This is a genomic window from Enterococcus sp. AZ050 (assembly GCF_051715085.1).
GTDB classification, from domain to species: domain Bacteria; phylum Bacillota; class Bacilli; order Lactobacillales; family Enterococcaceae; genus Enterococcus; species Enterococcus faecalis.
The window spans coordinates 2735229-2753284 of record NZ_JBIOTC010000001.1 but is presented as its reverse complement, the minus strand read 5'-3'; the positions used below and the strand labels follow the sequence as shown (position 1 = coordinate 2753284).

General features: G+C 37.5%; 17 protein-coding genes and 3 pseudogenes. 3 read left to right on the top strand and 17 right to left on the bottom strand.

Annotation, left to right across the window (positions count from 1 at the left end):
• The 12 genes and pseudogenes from IGJ04_RS13590 to IGJ04_RS13535 form a co-directional block, all read right to left on the bottom strand.
• Positions 1-1322, bottom strand: a pseudogene (locus IGJ04_RS13590) (Y-family DNA polymerase).
• A 146-nt stretch (positions 1323-1468) separates the two neighbouring features.
• Positions 1469-2623, bottom strand: coding sequence for a multidrug efflux MFS transporter EmeA (gene emeA, locus IGJ04_RS13585; protein ID WP_002358140.1), 1155 nt, complete (start codon positions 2621-2623; stop codon positions 1469-1471).
• 192 nt (positions 2624-2815) lie between these two features.
• On the bottom strand, positions 2816-3256 hold the full coding sequence (locus tag IGJ04_RS13580) for a GNAT family N-acetyltransferase (protein WP_002413534.1): 441 nt from the start codon (positions 3254-3256) through the stop codon (positions 2816-2818).
• Positions 3257-3279: 23 nt separating this feature from the next.
• Complete coding sequence (locus IGJ04_RS13575; protein WP_002386017.1) at positions 3280-4038, bottom strand: aminoglycoside adenylyltransferase domain-containing protein; 759 nt, start codon at positions 4036-4038, stop codon at positions 3280-3282.
• Positions 4039-4068: 30 nt separating this feature from the next.
• Positions 4069-4581, bottom strand: coding sequence for a GNAT family N-acetyltransferase (locus IGJ04_RS13570; protein ID WP_002407075.1), 513 nt, complete (start codon positions 4579-4581; stop codon positions 4069-4071).
• Positions 4582-4647: 66 nt separating this feature from the next.
• Positions 4648-4947, bottom strand: coding sequence for a hypothetical protein (locus IGJ04_RS13565; protein WP_002384750.1), 300 nt, complete (start codon positions 4945-4947; stop codon positions 4648-4650).
• A gap of 27 nt (positions 4948-4974) precedes the next feature.
• Positions 4975-5292: pseudogene (locus IGJ04_RS13560) on the bottom strand (hypothetical protein); the annotation flags it as partial.
• Between the two features lie 160 nt (positions 5293-5452).
• A pseudogene (locus IGJ04_RS13555) lies at positions 5453-5678 on the bottom strand (AAA family ATPase); the annotation flags it as partial.
• A gap of 9 nt (positions 5679-5687) precedes the next feature.
• Complete coding sequence (locus IGJ04_RS13550; RefSeq protein WP_002360622.1) at positions 5688-6692, bottom strand: LacI family DNA-binding transcriptional regulator; 1005 nt, start codon at positions 6690-6692, stop codon at positions 5688-5690.
• Between the two features lie 6 nt (positions 6693-6698).
• On the bottom strand, positions 6699-8189 hold the full coding sequence (gene galT, locus IGJ04_RS13545; RefSeq protein WP_002360623.1) for a UDP-glucose--hexose-1-phosphate uridylyltransferase: 1491 nt from the start codon (positions 8187-8189) through the stop codon (positions 6699-6701).
• Positions 8190-8203: 14 nt separating this feature from the next.
• Positions 8204-9193, bottom strand: coding sequence for a UDP-glucose 4-epimerase GalE (gene galE, locus IGJ04_RS13540; RefSeq protein ID WP_002379301.1), 990 nt, complete (start codon positions 9191-9193; stop codon positions 8204-8206).
• Positions 9194-9208: 15 nt separating this feature from the next.
• Positions 9209-10372: a galactokinase gene (locus IGJ04_RS13535; protein ID WP_438840292.1), complete on the bottom strand. Its 1164-nt coding sequence runs from the start codon at positions 10370-10372 to the stop codon at positions 9209-9211.
• A gap of 252 nt (positions 10373-10624) precedes the next feature.
• Between IGJ04_RS13535 and galM the strand changes: the two genes are divergently transcribed.
• The 3 genes from galM (at position 10625) to IGJ04_RS13520 (ending at position 12665) form a co-directional block, all read left to right on the top strand.
• Positions 10625-11629, top strand: coding sequence for a galactose-1-epimerase (gene galM / locus IGJ04_RS13530; RefSeq protein ID WP_002399811.1), 1005 nt, complete (start codon positions 10625-10627; stop codon positions 11627-11629).
• 130 nt (positions 11630-11759) lie between these two features.
• Positions 11760-11906, top strand: a complete 147-nt coding sequence (locus IGJ04_RS13525; protein WP_002384758.1) for a hypothetical protein — start codon at positions 11760-11762, stop codon at positions 11904-11906.
• 120 nt (positions 11907-12026) lie between these two features.
• Positions 12027-12665 (top strand): sugar O-acetyltransferase, encoded by a 639-nt coding sequence (locus IGJ04_RS13520; RefSeq protein ID WP_156235262.1) that lies wholly within the window; start codon positions 12027-12029, stop codon positions 12663-12665.
• Between the two features lie 44 nt (positions 12666-12709).
• Here the strand turns inward: IGJ04_RS13520 and IGJ04_RS13515 are convergent, their stop codons facing one another.
• From IGJ04_RS13515 to IGJ04_RS13495, 5 genes are all read right to left on the bottom strand, one after another.
• The gene (locus IGJ04_RS13515; protein ID WP_002395025.1) at positions 12710-13141 is read right to left on the bottom strand and encodes a VOC family protein; all 432 of its coding nucleotides are present in this window, start codon (positions 13139-13141) and stop codon (positions 12710-12712) included.
• A gap of 66 nt (positions 13142-13207) precedes the next feature.
• Positions 13208-13687 carry a GAF domain-containing protein gene (locus IGJ04_RS13510; protein ID WP_002360627.1) on the bottom strand — a complete coding sequence of 160 codons (480 nt, stop codon included), beginning with the start codon at positions 13685-13687 and terminating at the stop codon, positions 13208-13210.
• 234 nt (positions 13688-13921) lie between these two features.
• The gene (locus IGJ04_RS13505) at positions 13922-15139 is read right to left on the bottom strand and encodes an amidohydrolase (protein WP_438709701.1); all 1218 of its coding nucleotides are present in this window, start codon (positions 15137-15139) and stop codon (positions 13922-13924) included.
• Positions 15136-16386 carry an amidohydrolase family protein gene (locus tag IGJ04_RS13500; protein ID WP_002406992.1) on the bottom strand — a complete coding sequence of 417 codons (1251 nt, stop codon included), beginning with the start codon at positions 16384-16386 and terminating at the stop codon, positions 15136-15138. The genes IGJ04_RS13505 and IGJ04_RS13500 overlap by 4 nt, the downstream gene beginning before the upstream one ends.
• Positions 16387-18048: a peptide ABC transporter substrate-binding protein gene (locus tag IGJ04_RS13495; RefSeq protein WP_002406993.1), complete on the bottom strand. Its 1662-nt coding sequence runs from the start codon at positions 18046-18048 to the stop codon at positions 16387-16389.
• Positions 18049-18056: the final 8 nt, after the last annotated feature.

Genomic DNA, 18056 nt, shown 5'->3' with positions numbered 1-18056 from the left:
TTATCCTCCTAAACCGACATTTCCTCCAGCATGTCCACCGACTAATCCTGAACGATGAATTGCCGTCGCGCCTTCCAACAAAGAAGAGGCGTGGATTAAAGCTTGAAAGCCAAATTTTTGTCGGATTTTATCAATCAGATAGTTTAACTCCATTTCACTAATTTGCTCTTCTGGTTCCGAAAATAAATCTAATTGTAAAGATTCATTCCAAACTAATTTCCCATATGAAAGCCCTAATTGCCGGACATCGGTTCCCGCTAGATAATGTTCTCTAAAAAGGGCTAATACATAGGTGATCAAAACTTTTGTATTGTTTGTTGCAGGAATCGTTTGTTGTTTTCGCCAACCAGTTCGTCCTTCACGGTCAATTTGACCTTTGGAATAACCAACGTAGACTGTGATACATTCCGTTTGACAATGCGCTTTTCTTAAACGAGCAGCCACTTGTTCTGTCAGTTCCTTTAAGACTAGTTCAATCTGATCTCTTCGCGCATAATCTCTCGGTAAAATCTGACTATTTCCAAATGATTTTTCAGCTTTATGTGGTGCTTTTTTCCCTAAAAAAGTACGATCAATCCCCCATGAATGAGCATACAATTGAAGCCCCATCACGCCAAATGTTTCTTGTAAAAGATGCGGATTCGCTTGCGCTAACTCATATACAGAATCAATTCCTAAACGATTCAGTCGTTTAGCCATTCTGCGACCAATCCCACAAAAATCTGTCAAAGAAGGCAACTGCCAGACAGTATCTGGTACACGATCATACCGCCATTCTGCAATAAAATCTGGCGAATGTTTGCACCATTGTCCAACGCCAATTTAGCCAGTAACGGATTGTCCCCTATCCCAACGGTCACATAAATACCCACATGATTATAAACGACTCTTTGGATAATCCGAGCCATCTTATAGGCGGTTTCACAATGAAAATAACTTAAAGAAGCCGTTACATCAAGAAATGATTCATCTACACTAAACACAGAGTGATCTTCATCTGCGACAAACTTTTTATATAAATTATTGATTTCTTGATTTTTTTTCATGTACAAATTCATTCGTGGCGGAACCACATATAAATCAGGATGAGCGGGCACTTGATTTTTACGCGTAACATTTGAAACACCTAAAACTTTTTTTGCCATTGGCGATGCTGATAAAACTAATCCCCCCGCATTTTCGGCATTACTCATCACTACTAACATCGTTTTCAACGGATCTAACCCACGTTCTGCGCATTCTACACTAGCGTAAAAACTTTTGCAATCAATACAAAGAATATCGCGACTAGGTTCTTTTTCATAATCAAATTTCACAAACATCACCTCACTTGCAAAACCATTATACGAACAAACGTTCGATTAATCAAGCGAACACTGTTTATTTTTTTGTTTTTTTTCAAGAACGGTTGGTGATCAAAAAAAATAAGTATTCGGAATTTTTATATTCCAAATACTTATTTTTTCTTTTACATCTTATTTCGATTTAAAAATAATGATAAAAAGCCCGTTCCTAACAGAATTACTGCTGAAACATAATAAGGGAAAAAGTGATTGATATCAAATAAAGCTCCTGCTGCCATTGGTCCTAAAATATTACCAAAACTTGTAAATGTCGAATTTAGACCGTTGATGGTTCCTTGTTGATCTCCAGCATGTTTGGATAAATAAGTAGTTACTGCTGGTCTAAACAAGTCAAACGCTAAAAAGACAATAAACGTTGAAAATACAACAACTAAATTATTTTTTGTAAAGGCAATCACGGCAATAAAAATGGCACTTGCAAAAAAGGTTAATTGGATTAAACCCATTTCACCTATTTTTTGGACGATTGCATCAAAGAAAAACAACTGACAAATCAACGCTAAAATACCACTAACCGTAATCACGATTGCTATTTCACTTGTGGTAAAGCCAAAATTAATAGTCGCCATAATACTATAAATAGATTCGAACGCTTGCAGGCCAAAAGAGGAAATTAAGATAATCACAAATAATGAGGTAAACATTGGATTTCTTAAAATATCCATAAATGAACCTTTTTTCGCTTCAACAGCGGCTAAAATTCGTTTCTCTGGCTCCTTCAAAACAGTTAATGTCAAAATAAAACCAATAAACGCTAAAAATGCGGCCGCAAAAAATGGAGCGCGAATACCTAAATAAGCAATAAAACCACCAACTCCTGGTCCGATAATAAAACCACCACTAATTGCAGCTGACACAAGTCCCATCGCTTTCGGACGTTCAGAAATCGTGGTCATATCTGCCACAAAGGCTGTCACTGACGGCATTAATAAAGCGGCGGCAATCCCACCTAAACCACGAGAAATATAAAAACCGCTTTTCGCTTGGGCTAAACCAAATAATAACTCAGAAATTGAAAAAACCAACATGCCCGTCGCAATCATTTTTTTCCGACCAATTTTATCCGAAAGGACACCTGCGATTGGCGATGTGATTAATTGGGCAATCGCAAAAATAGAAATCATCATTCCCATTGTGGTACCAGAAAAATGCATTTCTTCTTTTAATTGGGGAATTACGGGAATGACTAGGCCTACGCCTAGAAAAACAAGAAATAAGTTAGAAATTGCTAAGTACATCATACTATTTTTTTTCGTCATAATTTGCCTCCTCCATAAAAAAACAGCCATCAAAAATGGCTATTTCTGTTTCTTTGTATGTACTTTCTTTGACAGTGTTTCGGCTGAAACACTCGTTGAGTCATTGAGATACATTTTACACTAATTCACTGAAAATTTCACTAGTTTTTACTTATTTTTTTAAAGGAAATTGTTATTTTTTAAAGACATAACTTAAGTATCCAAGTATTTAATGAATCGCTTTTGTTTTTTATCAGAAACATAGCCAATGTGTTCATAAAATTGATGTGCTGCTGTACGCTGTTCCCCTGAATTTAAGCGAATCGCAGACAAGTTATACTTTTTAGCTTCCGTTTCTAGGTTCATCATTAATTGTTTGCCAATTCCACGGCCTTCTGCTTCTTTTGCCACTGCTAATCCCAGAACGTTCAATAACGTTTGGGAATAAATTGTTTCATACAGTTGCGCATGCACATAGCCTAAAATCTTGCCTGTCTTCGTTTCTTCATAAACATATAAAAACTCTCTGTCACTGGCTAGTAGTAATTTCTCAATCTGTTTACAGGTCACGTCAACGGGAACTTCATAGCCCAATTGTTCTTTATTAATGATAGTTAACGCCGCTGCATCTGTTGGCTTCATTTTTCTAATCAAGGGTAACACCCTCCTTTACATTCTTACTTAAATAATAACGAAAGCGTAATATCCGCAAAATCATTTAATTCTGAATCATTGTATTGCTCTAACAAAACTGTTTCGCCTCGATACTCTTTTAAAGCTAGTTGTATCAGCGAATGATAATTAGTAGGAAAATGTACTAGGCCCCATTCCCCGCCAGCCCTTTTTGATAAAATTTTATTCTCTTGCTTAAACGCCATTACTCTACACAGATTTAAAATAACGTACATAGGTTGTTGAACAATTTCTTTTTTTGCCTCTTTCACATCAGCTACAATGCTTTCAAAATATTTCTTTTGATCTATCCAGCCAAAAACGGAATCAATCGGTTTTCCTACGAGTACTTTTCCATATAATTTTGTAATCATAAGATGTGCCACTAGATCCTCATCGTATCCCATCATATCTTCAATATATTTATTTTTATTAGTCAGATATCTGGAACGATGTATCGGAGAAAAATGTAAATCGAAGGGAATCGGATAACTCAAATTTATTGTATCTTTTAATTGTAGCACATGGAATTCTATCCCTTTTTTTGGTGCCCACTTATCTAAAATATTAATTGTATAATCTAATAATTGTTTCTTCTCATCAATAGTAAGCTTTTCATAAACCACAATCAGTACATCCAAATCACTTACTGAATGACAATAGGTTCCAAAAGCATAAGAACCATGAAGATATATTCCAACTAAATTTTCTTTTATTATTTTCATATATCCATTTTCCATTTGAGCTAATAATTGATGAACCACGATTATTCCTCCATTATTGATTGACAATTGCTATAGTTTTTTCGATAAATAAAGAACTAACTCATCATCATTAACACACCGTTCGTTTGGTTTCAGCTGCTTATTTTGAAACCAAACTCCTGAACCATCTGGCACATATCCTTGTTTGATATATAATCTTTGCGCTGCACCATAACCAGGATGCAAGCCTACTCCCAAGGAAACAGTATCTGCATAACTTTTGGCAACATTTTCTGCACGATTTAATAATAACCGCCCCACTCCTTGTTTTTGAAATGGCAAGAATACATTGAAATCAGCTATTTCAGGATATAAATTTTTAAAAGGTCCTTCCTTAGCTAATGGCAGTAACGTCACATAACCTAACAGCGTTGCCTTTTTCTCCGCCACAAAAACCGTTCGTTGCTTGACTAATTGTTCTTCTAAATAGTTCATTACAATCTCTTGGCGACTTGGCCAACCTTGTTGGACAAATTGAGTATCCAGCGCTAAGATATCTTTCTCTTGCATTTCTCTAATAACCACTAGCTCAGACATTAGCATTCCCTCCCGAAAAGCGTTTTCATTTTATAAAACGAAGCGAATAATTCTTCGCTCCCTTATTCATTTTCAAAAACCATCGAGTTGATGATATTTGGGCAAAACAGCAACACATGTTTTTTCTGAATTAACAGCAATAACGAACCCTTGCCATAAGGACCACGTCACCGCTTCACCTAATTTCTCTTTCACTCGTTGAATCATTTCAGCTTGCGTTAAGTCTCGTGCAGGAAAATGTTGAACTTTATCGTTACTGATTAAAAAAATAAATGATTCTGAAAAAGCTGTCATGACTTCAGGTGGTAAATTTTTTAATCGTTCTTGGTAATCCATTGAAACCACTCCTTCTTTTTTATCATACCACAACATCCATTTCTCTAAAAAGCGCAGCACTTACTACTGAATATCTGCTAAAATTTGCCTGATAATCTGCTTTTCAGACAGTTGTTCAGATAACCGCTGTTCTCCCGCAAGCCCTAAATAATCTTCTGGTAGCCACCAACGTTTCATTTCCACGACACCAAATTCTTGATTCTTGTTTCTCTGGCTATGTCTTTTCAACGTTTCTTCAAAAGAAATATCAAAATAATAAACCTGAACGTTTCCTTCAAAGAGATGGATTATTTCCTGAAAAAAGGAATGATAAATGGCTTTTTGAAAAATCCCTTCAACAATCACATACTGGCATTCTTGATAACCAAAAGCCAGAGGTCGGGACAGGAGTGTTTAGCTTCAAGAAATAAGAATAAATTTCCGAAAGATGCTTTTCGTCTTTCGAGGAATTTCGGCTTATTTCCGAAGAAGCTGCTCCTCTCCCGCCGTTTATCTTAAGATTCAAGTCTAAGAAGGTAAGTCGTTTCGACTTACGTCCAAAAGACTGTTTCATCTTTAACACGAAGCATTTCTCTGCGCACCACATCTTGAGAAATCAATAACGATTGTTCTTTAAGACACTGATGAAGCGCGTTAGCTATCGTTGTTTTACCACTACCAGAATTACCACGTAAAATAATTAATTTCGGTTGCATCTGTTTCCCTCCATTTTCTTGATTGTTGAAAACCAGCAGAAAAGAGCAAAAAACTTGGAAAAAACTCTCCAAGTTTTGCTGTTATTTTGATGAATGTTTCGTTGAATCTCGCTGAATGAATTCCGTTCCGACAATAATTTTTCTAGGAACTGGTGGGGTATTCAAGCATAACTCTTTCATTGTCTCAACGGCTAGCTCACCCATCCATTCAGTATGAACTTTGACTGTTGTTAATGTGGGTGAAACATATTTTGCGACACTAATATCATTAAAACCAATGATAGAAATATCTTCTGGCACACGAATGGCTGCTTCTTGTAACGCCCGCATCGCACCAATTGCCAACGTATCACTTGCAGCGAAAAAAGCGGTTGGACGAGTGTCCGCTTTTTCAATAAAGTCTTTCATCGCTTGATAGCCTTCTTCAACAGAAAAAGCTGCTTCGACAACCCATTCTTGATGATAAAGGTCCAAATCTTTTAAGGTTTCTTTAAAAGCGACAAAACGTGGATCAACCAATGCCACGCGGGACTCTTTCGTATATTCTTGCCCAGAAAGCATACCGATTTTCTGATGCCCTTGCGCCAAAAATTCTTGCACAATTGTTTTAACACTTCCAGCAAAATCAACAACAATGGAGTTTTGGCCAAAAGCCATTGCATCAAAGTCTACAAATAGAAGAGGTGCGCCTAAGGCGGCTAAGGCCGCCACTTGCTTTTCATCAAATTTTCCTAGGGCAATTGTCCCATCAAATCTTTTTTGAGACAGGTTTGTCAGAGATTCTTTGACTAAAAGAAAACCCAATTCCTCTGCCCGCTTTTCAACACCTAAACGAATCGATAAATAGTAAATATCATCCAGTTCTTCTGGATCGCTGAACCATTGGACAAACCGAATTTTCTTTTTGCCTGCTTGTTTTTTTCTGGCTCGCTTTTTATAATTTAACGTTTCTGCTGTTTCAAATATTTTCTTCTTCGTTTCATCACTAACTGATAATGTTTCATCATAGTTCAAAACTCTCGAAACTGTCGCTGAAGAAACACCGACTTGCTCTGCTATATCTTTAATGGTTACGATGTTCCTCACCTCAAATTAATCATTTTCAATACATTGAATAAATCGTTCAAAAGCACGACGGCCTTCTTCGTCACGTTTAAAGACACCGGCATCTGTTAAAATTTGAACAAAAATTGTCCCAATTCCTTGTTGGATCACTTCTTTGACATTGGCTTCAGTGATGGTTTGCTGACTGAGTTCATCCGCCCAAGCTCGATGACTTTCAGCAATTTGATTGGGTTGCTTTAATAAATACTTTTCGACTTCTCTTAATTCTTGTGCCAACCTTGGTGGCAAAATAGCTAGTCCCATTACTTCAATTAAGCCAATATTTTCTTGCTTAATATGTTGTACTTCTGGATGTGGATGAAAAATGCCATCTGGAAATTCCTCCGAAACATTATTATCTCGTAAAACTAAATCCAATTCAAATAATGACCCTTTGCGTCGGGCAATTGGCGTAATCGTATGATGCGGTGTGCCATCTTCTGAATAGGCCCGAACTGAGACTCGTTCATCAGAATAATTGCGCCATTTGGTCAAAATTAATTCGGCCGCCTCAACGAGTTCCTCTTGATGATCACTTTGAAGACGAATCACAGACATCGGCCATTTTAAAATACCCGCAGTTATCTCAGGATATTTTTTCAAAGAAAATCTTTTTTCCATTGGTGCTAAATCCATTGGAAATGTATGACGTCCTGCTTGGTAATGATCATGAGATAAAATAGAACCACCAACAATTGGCAAATCTGCATTAGAGCCCACAAAATATTCAGGGAATAACTCCGTAATTTTAAGGAGCCGCTGGAACGTTTTTTTCTCGATTTTCATTTCTCGATGTTGTTGGTCCAAGAAAATCGCATGCTCATTATAGTAAGCATATGGCGAATATTGAAAGCCCCAAGCTTCGTCCTCTAAATTTAGTCGGATAATCCGATGGTTTGTCCGTGCTGGATAATTCACACGACCATAATAGCCTTCATTCTCCATACATAACATACACGCTGGATATTTTTTTTGACTCATTTTCTTTTCAGCCAAAATTTTTCGAGCATCCTTTTCTGGCTTCGATAAGTTAATGGTAATTTCTAGTTTACCATAGGGTGAGTCCATTGGGAAAATAATATTTTTGGCGATTGCTTTCGTTTTAATGTAGTTATTCGTTTTACATAACTGATAAAAATAATCCGTTGCTTTTCGTGGAGACTCTTGATAATAATCCATAAACTTCCGATTAATGATGGTTGGGGTCGGCGTAATAAAATCCATTAACTCCGCTTCTAGTTGTTCTGCTTCCGTAATTGAGTCATCGATTTGGTGATTGGCTTGTGCAATATTTAAAAGATGTTCCACCACACGCAACGGTTCTTGCTCACAAGCAACCGCTTCTGGTTGTTCAAAAAAATCACAGCCAACTAGTTTGGCAATCCGATTCGTCAAATAATAGCGGTCTGTTTCCGTCCAATCGCCATTTTCTATGATTATCTCTACAAATGCAGCAATCCATTTACTACTTTCTTTCATCATCTGATGTTCTCCTATTCATTATAGCCTTGAGGATGTTTCACATGCCATTGCCAAGCGGTGGCGATAATATCCTTGACCTCAGTTACTTCTGGTTGCCAGCCTAAAACTCGTTTGGCTTTTTCACTAGAAGCAATTAACGTACTAGGATCCCCTGCTCGGCGTGGGGCGATTGTCGCAGGAATTTCTTGACCTGTCACTTCGCGAGCAGCATCTAACATTTCTTTAACAGAATAGCCGTTGTTGCTACCCAGGTTAAAGACGTCACTTTCGCCGCCATTTTTCAAGTATTCTAAAGCCAAAATATGTGCTGCAATCAAGTCTTCAATGTAAACATAATCTCGAATGCACGTGCCATCTGGTGTATCATAATCATCCCCAAAAATACTTAGCTCTGCTCGTTGGCCCAATGCCACTTGTAAAATAATTGGCACAATATGCGTTTCTGGCGTGTGATCCTCACCAATTGAGGCATCTTTTTTTGCTCCTGCAACATTAAAATAACGCAAAGCAACATATTTCATTTCATAAGCGTTGTCGCACCATTTCATGATTTTTTCCATCATTAATTTACTTTCCCCATACGGGTTTTTAGGATTCGTTGGGGTTTCTTCTGTAATAGGCATTGCTTTTGGTTCGCCATAAGTGGCCGCTGTGGAAGAAAAAACAATGTGTTTCACTCCGAATTCTTGCATGACTTCCAAGGCAATTTGAGTGCCGTGAACATTGTTATTGAAATACATTAACGGTTTCTCCACGGATTCTCCTACTAAAGAATTGGCCGCAAAGTGCAACACCCCTTCAATTGATTCCTTTTCAAAGACACTACGTAAAAAAGCTTTATCACGAATATCGCCTTCATAGAAAGTCGCTTGTTCATGAACTGCTGAACGATGCCCCGTTAATAAATTATCAACAACAACAACGGCATAGCCTTTTGAAATTAATTGATCGACGGCATGTGAGCCGATGTAGCCTGCGCCACCTAATACTAAAATAGACATTTAAAGCCTTCCTTTCTAAAATAACTTTCTGGCACCATCATCAATTGATGCAGGATAAAAATCAGCAGCATAGCCAATTTTATCTTGATAACTCTGGCCAACAGCTTCAATAAATGCATCTATATTTTGCTTTGGTACCAAAGCAATACTACAACCGCAAAACCCTGCACCAGTCATCCGTGCGCCCAAAACGCCTGGTTGTTCTTGCGCACAAGCCACTAAGGTATCCAACTCAATGCCAGTTACTTCGTAATCTTCTTTTAGCGAACGATGTGAGGCATTTAATAATAAGCCAAATTCTTCCAAATCCCCTTCAGTTAGCGCTTGTTTTGCCAATAAAGTTCGTTCATTTTCTGTGACGGCATGACGCGCTCGTTTAATCAACGCTGGATCTCCAATCAATGCTTGATATTGTTCAAATGTCTCGCTGTCTAATTCACCTAAAAATTCAATAGATAACTCTTTTTGAAGCAAACGAACGGCTTCTTCGCATTCTGCACGACGTTCATTATATTTTGAATCTGCTAATTCACGGCGTTTGTTAGTATTCATAATGACAATCGTATACTCACCTAATTTGGCGGGAACCATTTCATAGTGCATATTATTGGTATCTAGTAGAATAGCTTGATCTTTTTCTCCCATCCCTACGGCAAATTGGTCCATAATTCCTGAATTAACGCCAATAAATTCATTCTCCACTTTTTTACCGATTTGCACCAATTCAAGCATTGGACAGTGTAAAGCATATAAATCATTACAGATCGTTCCCATTAAAAGTTCAATAGAAGCAGAAGAAGACAAGCCAGCACCATTAGGAATCGTACCGTAGAAGAGCACATCTAAGCCAGAATCAATATTGTGTCCGCTTTCAATCAAGTAATTTAAAACGCCTTTAGGATAATTTGCCCAATCATCTGAATCTGAATAGGTTAAATCTTCTAATGAAAATTCGATGAGACCAACCTCTTTAAAATTATCAGAAAACATCCGAATTTTTTGGTCGTCTCTTTTTCTTGCCACACCAAATGTCCCTAAAGTAATAGCCGCTGGGAAAACATGACCGCCATTGTAATCTGTATGTTCACCAATCAAATTAATTCTTCCAGGGGCAAAATAACAGGCTGTCCCTTTCTCACCAAATATTTCTACAAATCGATTCATTAACAGTTCTTCCATCACTAATCGCTCCTTTCACTAGTAAACAAATTGTACAATATTTACTAAACTTTTGCAAATGTTTACTTAATATTTTCTTAATTGTCATTTCAATTGAAAACGTGTACAATACAATTAAATAAAGATTTATTTTCTTAGCATTTCTTTTTGACTATTTAAATAATCTAAACAACAAAGTTAAATTTACTAAATATTTACTTAAAGGAAGGATTGATTATTTTGACTATTTCAACTGAATCATTTGGACAAGGAATGCTTCTTTACACACTGACGAATAAAAATGGTGTGACTTTAAAAGCAACAGATTTTGGTGCGCGAATTGTTGCGCTCGACGTTCCTCTTACAAAAAATGAATCCCGATCACTCGTGCTAGGCTTTCCCTCAGCAGATGAATATTTGTCTAAAGACTTATATTTTGGTGCAACAATTGGTCGAACAGCTGGCCGAATTGCCGATGGCTCCTTTGAACTAGCGGGTAAAAAGTATCAAACGATGATTAATACTCCTACTCAAACAACACTTCACGGTGGCACACCTGGGTTTGAAAGTAAAAAATGGCACAGCGAAATCCAAGAGGCACAAGCGAATCCTTCTGTGAAATTTTGGCTAGAGAGTCCTGCTGGTGAAAATGGTTTTCCTGGAAATCTCACTGTTTCAGTCACGTATACATTGACTGAAGAAAATGAATGGCAAATTGAGTATCAGGCAACTACAGATGAACAAACACTTTTTAATCCAACCAATCATGTCTACTTTAATTTAACTGGAAATCCTACAATCCCCATTGATGCGCATGAGTTACAAATAAATGCCCAAAAGTTTGTCCCGCTTGATGAAAGAGTTTTACCGCTTGGAGAATTAGCTTCCGTCGACCAGACAGCTTTTGATTTACAAAAACCTAAAAAATTAGCTGAGGTTTTTTCAAGTAACGATGAACAAATCCAAAAGATGAACGGCTTCGATCACCCTTTCATCTTAACCAATCATGATTTAATTAACCCGGATGTTATCTTAAAAAGTCCTACTAAAGATATCACCTTAGAGATGTTCACTGATCAACCTTCAGTTGTTATTTTTTCAGCAAATTTTGCTGATAACGGTCCCGATATTCAAGGGCAAAAATTAGTCAATCACGGAGCGCTCACATTTGAAACCCAAGTCTGTCCTGGTGCTGAAAGATTTCCGTTGTTCGGTTCTATCACCCTCTCACCTGAACAGGAATTTCACTCAACGACCCGTTTCAAACTAATTTATTAAGTGAAATGGTGCTCTTAACCAAGCTTATCTTCGAACTAAAAAAGATAAGAATGGTTAAGAGCACTTCTATTATTTGACATTTTTAATCGCTCCATTTACACTATTTTCAATTAGAAAGGCGGTGATGTCTATGTATGCAATCAAATTTTTTCATGGCTATTTAACTGCAGATGGTAAACGTACGCGAGATAAATCAGGTTGTTTAGTTTACCACTCTGAAAAAGAAGCACAAAAATTAGCAGATAAAATTGGCGGGAGAGTTAAAAAAATTGGATAACCTTAGATAAAGGATAGATAAGCAAGGCTATTTTGCTATCTGTCCTTTTTTATTTTACATATTCCTCGACTTATTGTATTGATTTGATACAATAGAGAAAAAGCCTAAAGGAGCGCTTACATGAAACAAAATGACTTTGATTATATGCAAATGTTAAAAGGTGAATTATATTACGCCCCCACCATTTTACCCGAAAACAAATCAACAAAAGGCAAGGTGTTAGCTCAAAAAATCAATCAACTTCCTATCGATAATGTGAAAGAAATTGTGGCCCTAGAAAAAGAATTATTAGGAAAAACTGGCAATGAGTTATATATCACCCCACCCCTCCATGTAGATTACGGTCGCCATATTGAGGTAGGAGAAAATTTTTATGCAAATATGGATTGCATTTTTTTAGATGTAAACAAAATCATCTTCGGTGATAATGTCATGGTTGGCCCTCGTGCTAGTTTTTATACTGCCGGCCATCCAATTGATCCAACGATTCGAACTGCAGAATTAGAATTCGGGACGCCAATTATTGTTGAAGATAACGTGTGGATTGGCGGAAGTGCCACCATTTTACCTGGCGTTACAATTGGAAAAAATGCTATTGTCGCTGCTGGTACTGTGGTTACAAAAGACGTTCCTGCCAACACGATTGTTGGAGGTAATCCAGCAAAAGTCATTCGCAAAATTGATGAAAACGATCAGCAATTTTGGACAGAAAAGCAACGGCAGTATCAAATCGCTAAGAAGCAATTCTTTCATGAATAAAAAATCCCCAATCCAATGAAAATAACGGATTGGGGATTTTTATTTTAATTTTCTTCATAATAATTAAACATCCAATGGATGCCAAACTGATCTTTTAGGGAACCATACTTTTTGGACCAAAAAGTTTCAGATAATGGCATTGTAACAGTGCCACCTTCAGATAATCGTTTAAATAAGCGATCAATTTTTTCATCATCATCTGTGCTAACCACGAGCGAAAGGTTATTTCCTTCCGTAACTTCAAAACCAAACATATCAGGAACATCTGAAATCATTACATAGGTTCCTTCAATAATGATACTTGCGTTCATCACTAAATCCTTTATCTCGTCGTTTATAGGATGCTCAGGATCTTCAGGTGCTTCGCCAAAAGTCATTAAATTTTGACATTTTGTATCAAAAACATCTTCATAGAACGTAATTGCTTCTTTTGCTTCACCTTTAAAATTTATATACAGCTCTAACAAATGACTCACCTTCTTTCATGATCAAATTTTATACTTTATTTTCTCATGATTTGTCAGAAAGCAAAAATAGTCTGCTTAAAAATCTGATTTTTCTAGTAACAAGGTAACAAATTTTTCCAAATACAGTTGGTCAACCGCATCATAGCTATTTGTTACACCACTATCAATATCTAAAACACCGACCAATTGATGATTTTTTACCATCGGTACAACGATTTCAGACATCGCAGCTGAGTCACAAGAAATATAATTGGCGTGTGTCTTCACGTTATCAACAATCAATGTAGCTTGTTTTTCCGCGGACTCACCACAGACACCTTTGCCCATTTTAATTCTGGTACAAGAGACTTTCCCTTGAAAAGGCCCCAAAACTAATTCTTCATCTTTATATAAATAATACCCAGCAAAAACGGTATCTGGTAATGTTTGTGCAAGTAACGCGGACGAGTTTGCTAAATTTGCAATAGCATCCGTTTCTATTTCTAACAAACCGCTCAATTGTTGTAAGCACAATTCGTAGGCTGCTTTTTTGTTTTCTCTCGTTTGTTCAGTCATGCTTGGTTCATCTCCTTCATTTTGTCTTATTATAAAGGAAGATACGCAAAAGTGCTATGTTAAAGTGAGTCAAACAAACTTGAAACGCTGATCCACGTTGTGAGCAGAAGCACTTTATAAGGATTAAACTGTGACGAGTAACCGCTGGACTGACACTATGCGTTGCTCAGAGCTGAACCCTGTGTCCTCTGTTTGGCTTTTTAACATTCTATTTCTACCTAATTTTAAAGCAAGTTAAACCCATTGTCCTTTCAACATAATCTGGCGTTTCTGTGGTTTTCTAGCAATCACTTCTGCTGTAGAAGCTGCTTCTGTAAAAATAAAGTTTGCTTCGTCGCCTTCTGTAAACCAAAGACGTTCTTCTTCAAATGAAAAAGGTGCTTCTTTGCCACAGCCATGGACGTAAGCTTGAGTAAGTTGCTCTTCTGTAATCTTTCCTGTCATTTCACAAAAATTACGTAATTTTTCAAATAAATCACCTGAAACATTAGAACTCCAAGAGTCAAAAAAGCCATCACTACCTAAATGAACCGATACACCAGCTTGGCGTAACACATCAATTGGTGGCAATAAATAACGAGGATCATAGGGAATTGTAGACATAATCGCCGTTTGATGCGTTGCCAAGCGTTGGTATAGTTTTTCTTTTTCTGCTGGACGTACATCTAGCAGCGCAAAGGCGTGACTGATAGCGGTTCGCTGAGTAAATTTTCGTTCTTCCAAAATGTCTAAAAATTTATCAATTGTATAAACACCCACTTCCCCCGTATCATGCAAGTGGATATCGATTCCTACTTGAAATTCTTCTGCCAGATCGAAAATAGTTTCTAAATATTCTTCAATTGCATAATCAATGCCTGCAGGATCTAAACCACCAACCATTGTTCCACCATTTTTTAGAGCTTCTCTCATGAGTAAAACCGTTTGGGGATTTTTTAATAATCCATGCTGTGGAAAGACAACAATATCATAATCAATCACATGCGCATATTTTTCTAAGGCTCTTTTGACGCCCCAGAAGTTTTCTAGTTCTACATAAGGATCAATGTTGACATGTGTCCGAATATAAGAGGCTCCATACCCAATCAATTTTTCAATCATGGCCGTCGCTCGTTGTTCTGTTGACGGAGCTAACAATTTAAGTTCACTGGCTTCGTCTGCTAAACGCTCTTTTAAATTTTTAACAGGTTGGCTAGCACGCCAGCCTAATGAAAGGTAGGTTTTATCTAAGTGATTATGGCTCTCTTGAAAAGCGGGAATAGCCAGTTGTCCGTTTAAATCAGTGCCTTGTTGCTTTTCAGTGACTTGATTTTGCGGAATAATCGCTTGGATTTTGCCTTCTTGAATCGCTAAAGTATAGCGTGCGGTTTTAGTATACGTTAATTCGTGGTGGTCTTTAGCAAAACCAGTTTCTAAACGAACATTATTCAAATAAACAATGGATGCTGTCATTCTCTTTCCCCCTTTTGAACGGCTTCAACCAGTTGTCCTTTTAGTATCAGTTGTTGGATTGGCTGTTGGCGTGCAATCACGTGAGCAGTGCTCTCAGCATTAAATAGTAGGAAATCTGCAGAATCGCCGACGTTTGGCCAAATGCGCTGCCCGTTAGGATCAAGAGGCGTTACAAAATTACTCGCTAAGCCCCATAAACGATTCAAGCGATACTCATCGCTAATTTTAAATCTTTGAGCGGCTGTATTTAATTTTTCTATTGTATTGCCACTGCCAAAAGGCGACCAATGATCCGTCAAACTGTCATGAGCCACGGAGATCTTAACACCTTGTTCAACCAAGGTTGGAATCGGCATGGTGGGCATTCCAATCGGTACAGTCGAAGTCAAATCAATACCTGTTTCGATGAATTTTTGCGCAACATCTCTAATTGCTGCTTCTTCTAAGCTCCCCAAAGCTAAAGCATGACTTAAAGTAACTTTGCCAAACATTTTTGCTTGTTCTGTATAATCAACAAATTTATTAAATTCATAAAGTCCCAAAGTATCACGGGCGTGTAAATGAACATCAATTTTTTTATTAAATGTGGTAGCTAATTCAAATATTTTTGCAATTGAATGATCCACATGACGATCCACAAGGGCTGGATCAACGCCGCCGACATGAGTTGCCCCCATGCGTAAGGCTTCGCGCATCAAAGGTTCGACTTGTGAGCGGAGTAATCCGTGTTGAGGAAAAGCCACAATTTCATGAGTAATGTATTGTTCATATCGACTAAATGCTTCTTTAGTGATTTCAATATGTTTCGTTCCAATAGATGGATCTACATTACAATGACTGCGAATATGATAATGGCCTTGTTGAATATACTGCTCAATAACTTGGCAAGCACGTTCTAAACTAGTTGGTAATTGTTCAGGTAACAGCCAAGTTTCTTCTTCAATACGTGTTAAAATTCCTTTCGTTAGTGGACGACAGGCCTTCCAAGGTCCCCCAAAATACGTTTTATCAATATGAATATGCATTTCTCTTAGAGCAGGTAAAACGAGTTGCTGATTCACATCGATAACTGTTTCGTTCTCTAAAGGCCTTAACTGCGGTGCGACCGCAGTACAGACCTCGTTTTCAATTCGAATATCATAGCTAGCTGTTTCTGTCGCAACAATTCGCTGATTCACAGTAGAAAATCCTGTTTCTAATTTACAGTTTTTTAAAAGCATGACAAACCCCTTCCTACCTTCATTCAATTAGTTAACATAAGCCCATTTTAAACTGTACGTAGGTCCAAATGAATGCCAATACAGATCCTTGATTTTTTGATTAGCTAATACAGAAATGCTTCGATTGTAGATTGGTGCTAAAACCGTTTCCTGATTCACCAAAATATCTTGTGCTTGAGCAAAGTCATTTAAACGAGCCTCTTGATCAGCCGCATGTGTTGTTCTAGTTTCTTGAATTAATTGATCATACGTATCACTCTTGAACGTTACGCCGCCCAAGGTACTATCCGAAGTAAAGATGCGCATAACTGTTAATGGATCACGATAATCGGTTCCCCAACCAGATAATTCTAAATCATAGTCTCTCGTTTGATCACGATCAACACGAATAGTAAAAGGAACTTGAGTAACATTCACTTCTAATCCATCTAGATTTTCTTCCAATTGAAATTGGAAAAACTCAGCAGCTTTTTTGGCGCTGTCTGTATCATCTGTTAAAAATTCTAATTTGATTTTATCCAGCCCAATTTCTTTTTTCCCTTTTTCCCAGAATTCTTTTGCTTTCGCTGTATCGTAGGTTAAGTAGCTATTTTTCTTAGCAGCTAGTTTTGTGAAATCTGTTCCATCTGGCGCAATCGTTTGCCCCGGCGGAATTACTTGATCTGTAGCCGTGGATTGATCTTGCAAGACTTCTTTTACAAAACTTTCTTTATCAAAAGCTTGTGCCAACGCTTTACGAATATTGTTGTTCGCTAAAGCCGGATTTTCTTTTCCATCACGAACACTGTTCATTTTTAAAAAGTATGTGACGAATTGAGGAATTGAAAGAAAGGCTGGATTATCAACATAACCAGGAATAAATTCACCACTTAGCTTATTCACTACATCCAATTCATTCGAGTCAAACAAATTCACCGCTGTCGTTGGGCTCTTAATTACTGAAACTTTCGCTTCTGTTAATTTAACTTTTTCAGCATCCCAATACGTATCATTTTTTTCGTAGGTCCAGTCATCGGAAGAGGCATTATCCCATTCTTTCAATTTAAAAGGACCATTATAAATCAAATGTTCTGCATCAGTGGCATATTTATCCCCTTGTTCTTTGATATATTTTTCATTTTGTGGAAACAAAACAGGAAACGAAAGTAATGATTTCAAATAAGGGGTGGGCCGTTCTAAAGTTATTTCTAACGTTTTATCATCTAGCGCCTTAACCCCAAGAGTATTCACATCTGCGCCTTCTAAAGCAATTTCCTTAGCATTTTTAATGACATCAAAAAATAACGCTTGATGAATCGACCCTGATTTAGGGGAAGCAACTTGTTGCCATGCATAAACAAAGTCATTTGCTGTCACTGGATCATCGTTCGACCATTTGGCATCTTCTCTAATCTTAAATGTATAAACGGTTTCATCTTCAGAAATCGCTGGTTCTTCGGCAGCGACCCCCAACTCTAATTCATCTTCTTTACCTAAAACATAGAGTCCTTCATAAACTTGATTCATGACTAAAGTCGAGGTCGTATCCCCCGCTGTGTGTGGTTCCATTGTCGAAATAGCCGCTTCAGAACTAATTGCAATTTTTTGTTCCGCTGCTTTGTTACTATCAGCCGAGTTTCCCGTTCCCGCCTGACAAGCCGTTAAAGCTAAAAGCAAACCGACGCATCCTAACATTTTTAATTTCTTCATACCGATCC

Bases quoted from the DNA above. Each gene is read 5' to 3' on its own strand.
- galE (WP_002379301.1), bottom strand. From the start codon at position 9,193: ATGTCTATTTTAGTATTAGGTGGCGCAGGCTACATCGGCTCACATGCC.
- galT (WP_002360623.1), bottom strand. From the start codon at position 8,189: ATGAAAGAAAGTAGTAAATGGATTGCTGCATTTGTAGAGATAATCATA.
- IGJ04_RS13565 (WP_002384750.1), bottom strand. From the start codon at position 4,947: ATGTTGTGGTATGATAAAAAAGAAGGAGTGGTTTCAATGGATTACCAA.
- IGJ04_RS13505 (WP_438709701.1), bottom strand. From the start codon at position 15,139: ATGACAGCATCCATTGTTTATTTGAATAATGTTCGTTTAGAAACTGGT.
- IGJ04_RS13525 (WP_002384758.1), top strand. From the start codon at position 11,760: ATGTATGCAATCAAATTTTTTCATGGCTATTTAACTGCAGATGGTAAA.
- IGJ04_RS13520 (WP_156235262.1), top strand. From the start codon at position 12,027: ATGAAACAAAATGACTTTGATTATATGCAAATGTTAAAAGGTGAATTA.
- emeA (WP_002358140.1), bottom strand. From the start codon at position 2,623: ATGACGAAAAAAAATAGTATGATGTACTTAGCAATTTCTAACTTATTT.
- IGJ04_RS13510 (WP_002360627.1), bottom strand. From the start codon at position 13,687: ATGACTGAACAAACGAGAGAAAACAAAAAAGCAGCCTACGAATTGTGC.
- IGJ04_RS13535 (WP_438840292.1), bottom strand. From the start codon at position 10,372: ATGGAAGAACTGTTAATGAATCGATTTGTAGAAATATTTGGTGAGAAA.
- IGJ04_RS13495 (WP_002406993.1), bottom strand. From the start codon at position 18,048: ATGAAGAAATTAAAAATGTTAGGATGCGTCGGTTTGCTTTTAGCTTTA.
- IGJ04_RS13570 (WP_002407075.1), bottom strand. From the start codon at position 4,581: ATGCTAATGTCTGAGCTAGTGGTTATTAGAGAAATGCAAGAGAAAGAT.
- galM (WP_002399811.1), top strand. From the start codon at position 10,625: ATGCTTCTTTACACACTGACGAATAAAAATGGTGTGACTTTAAAAGCA.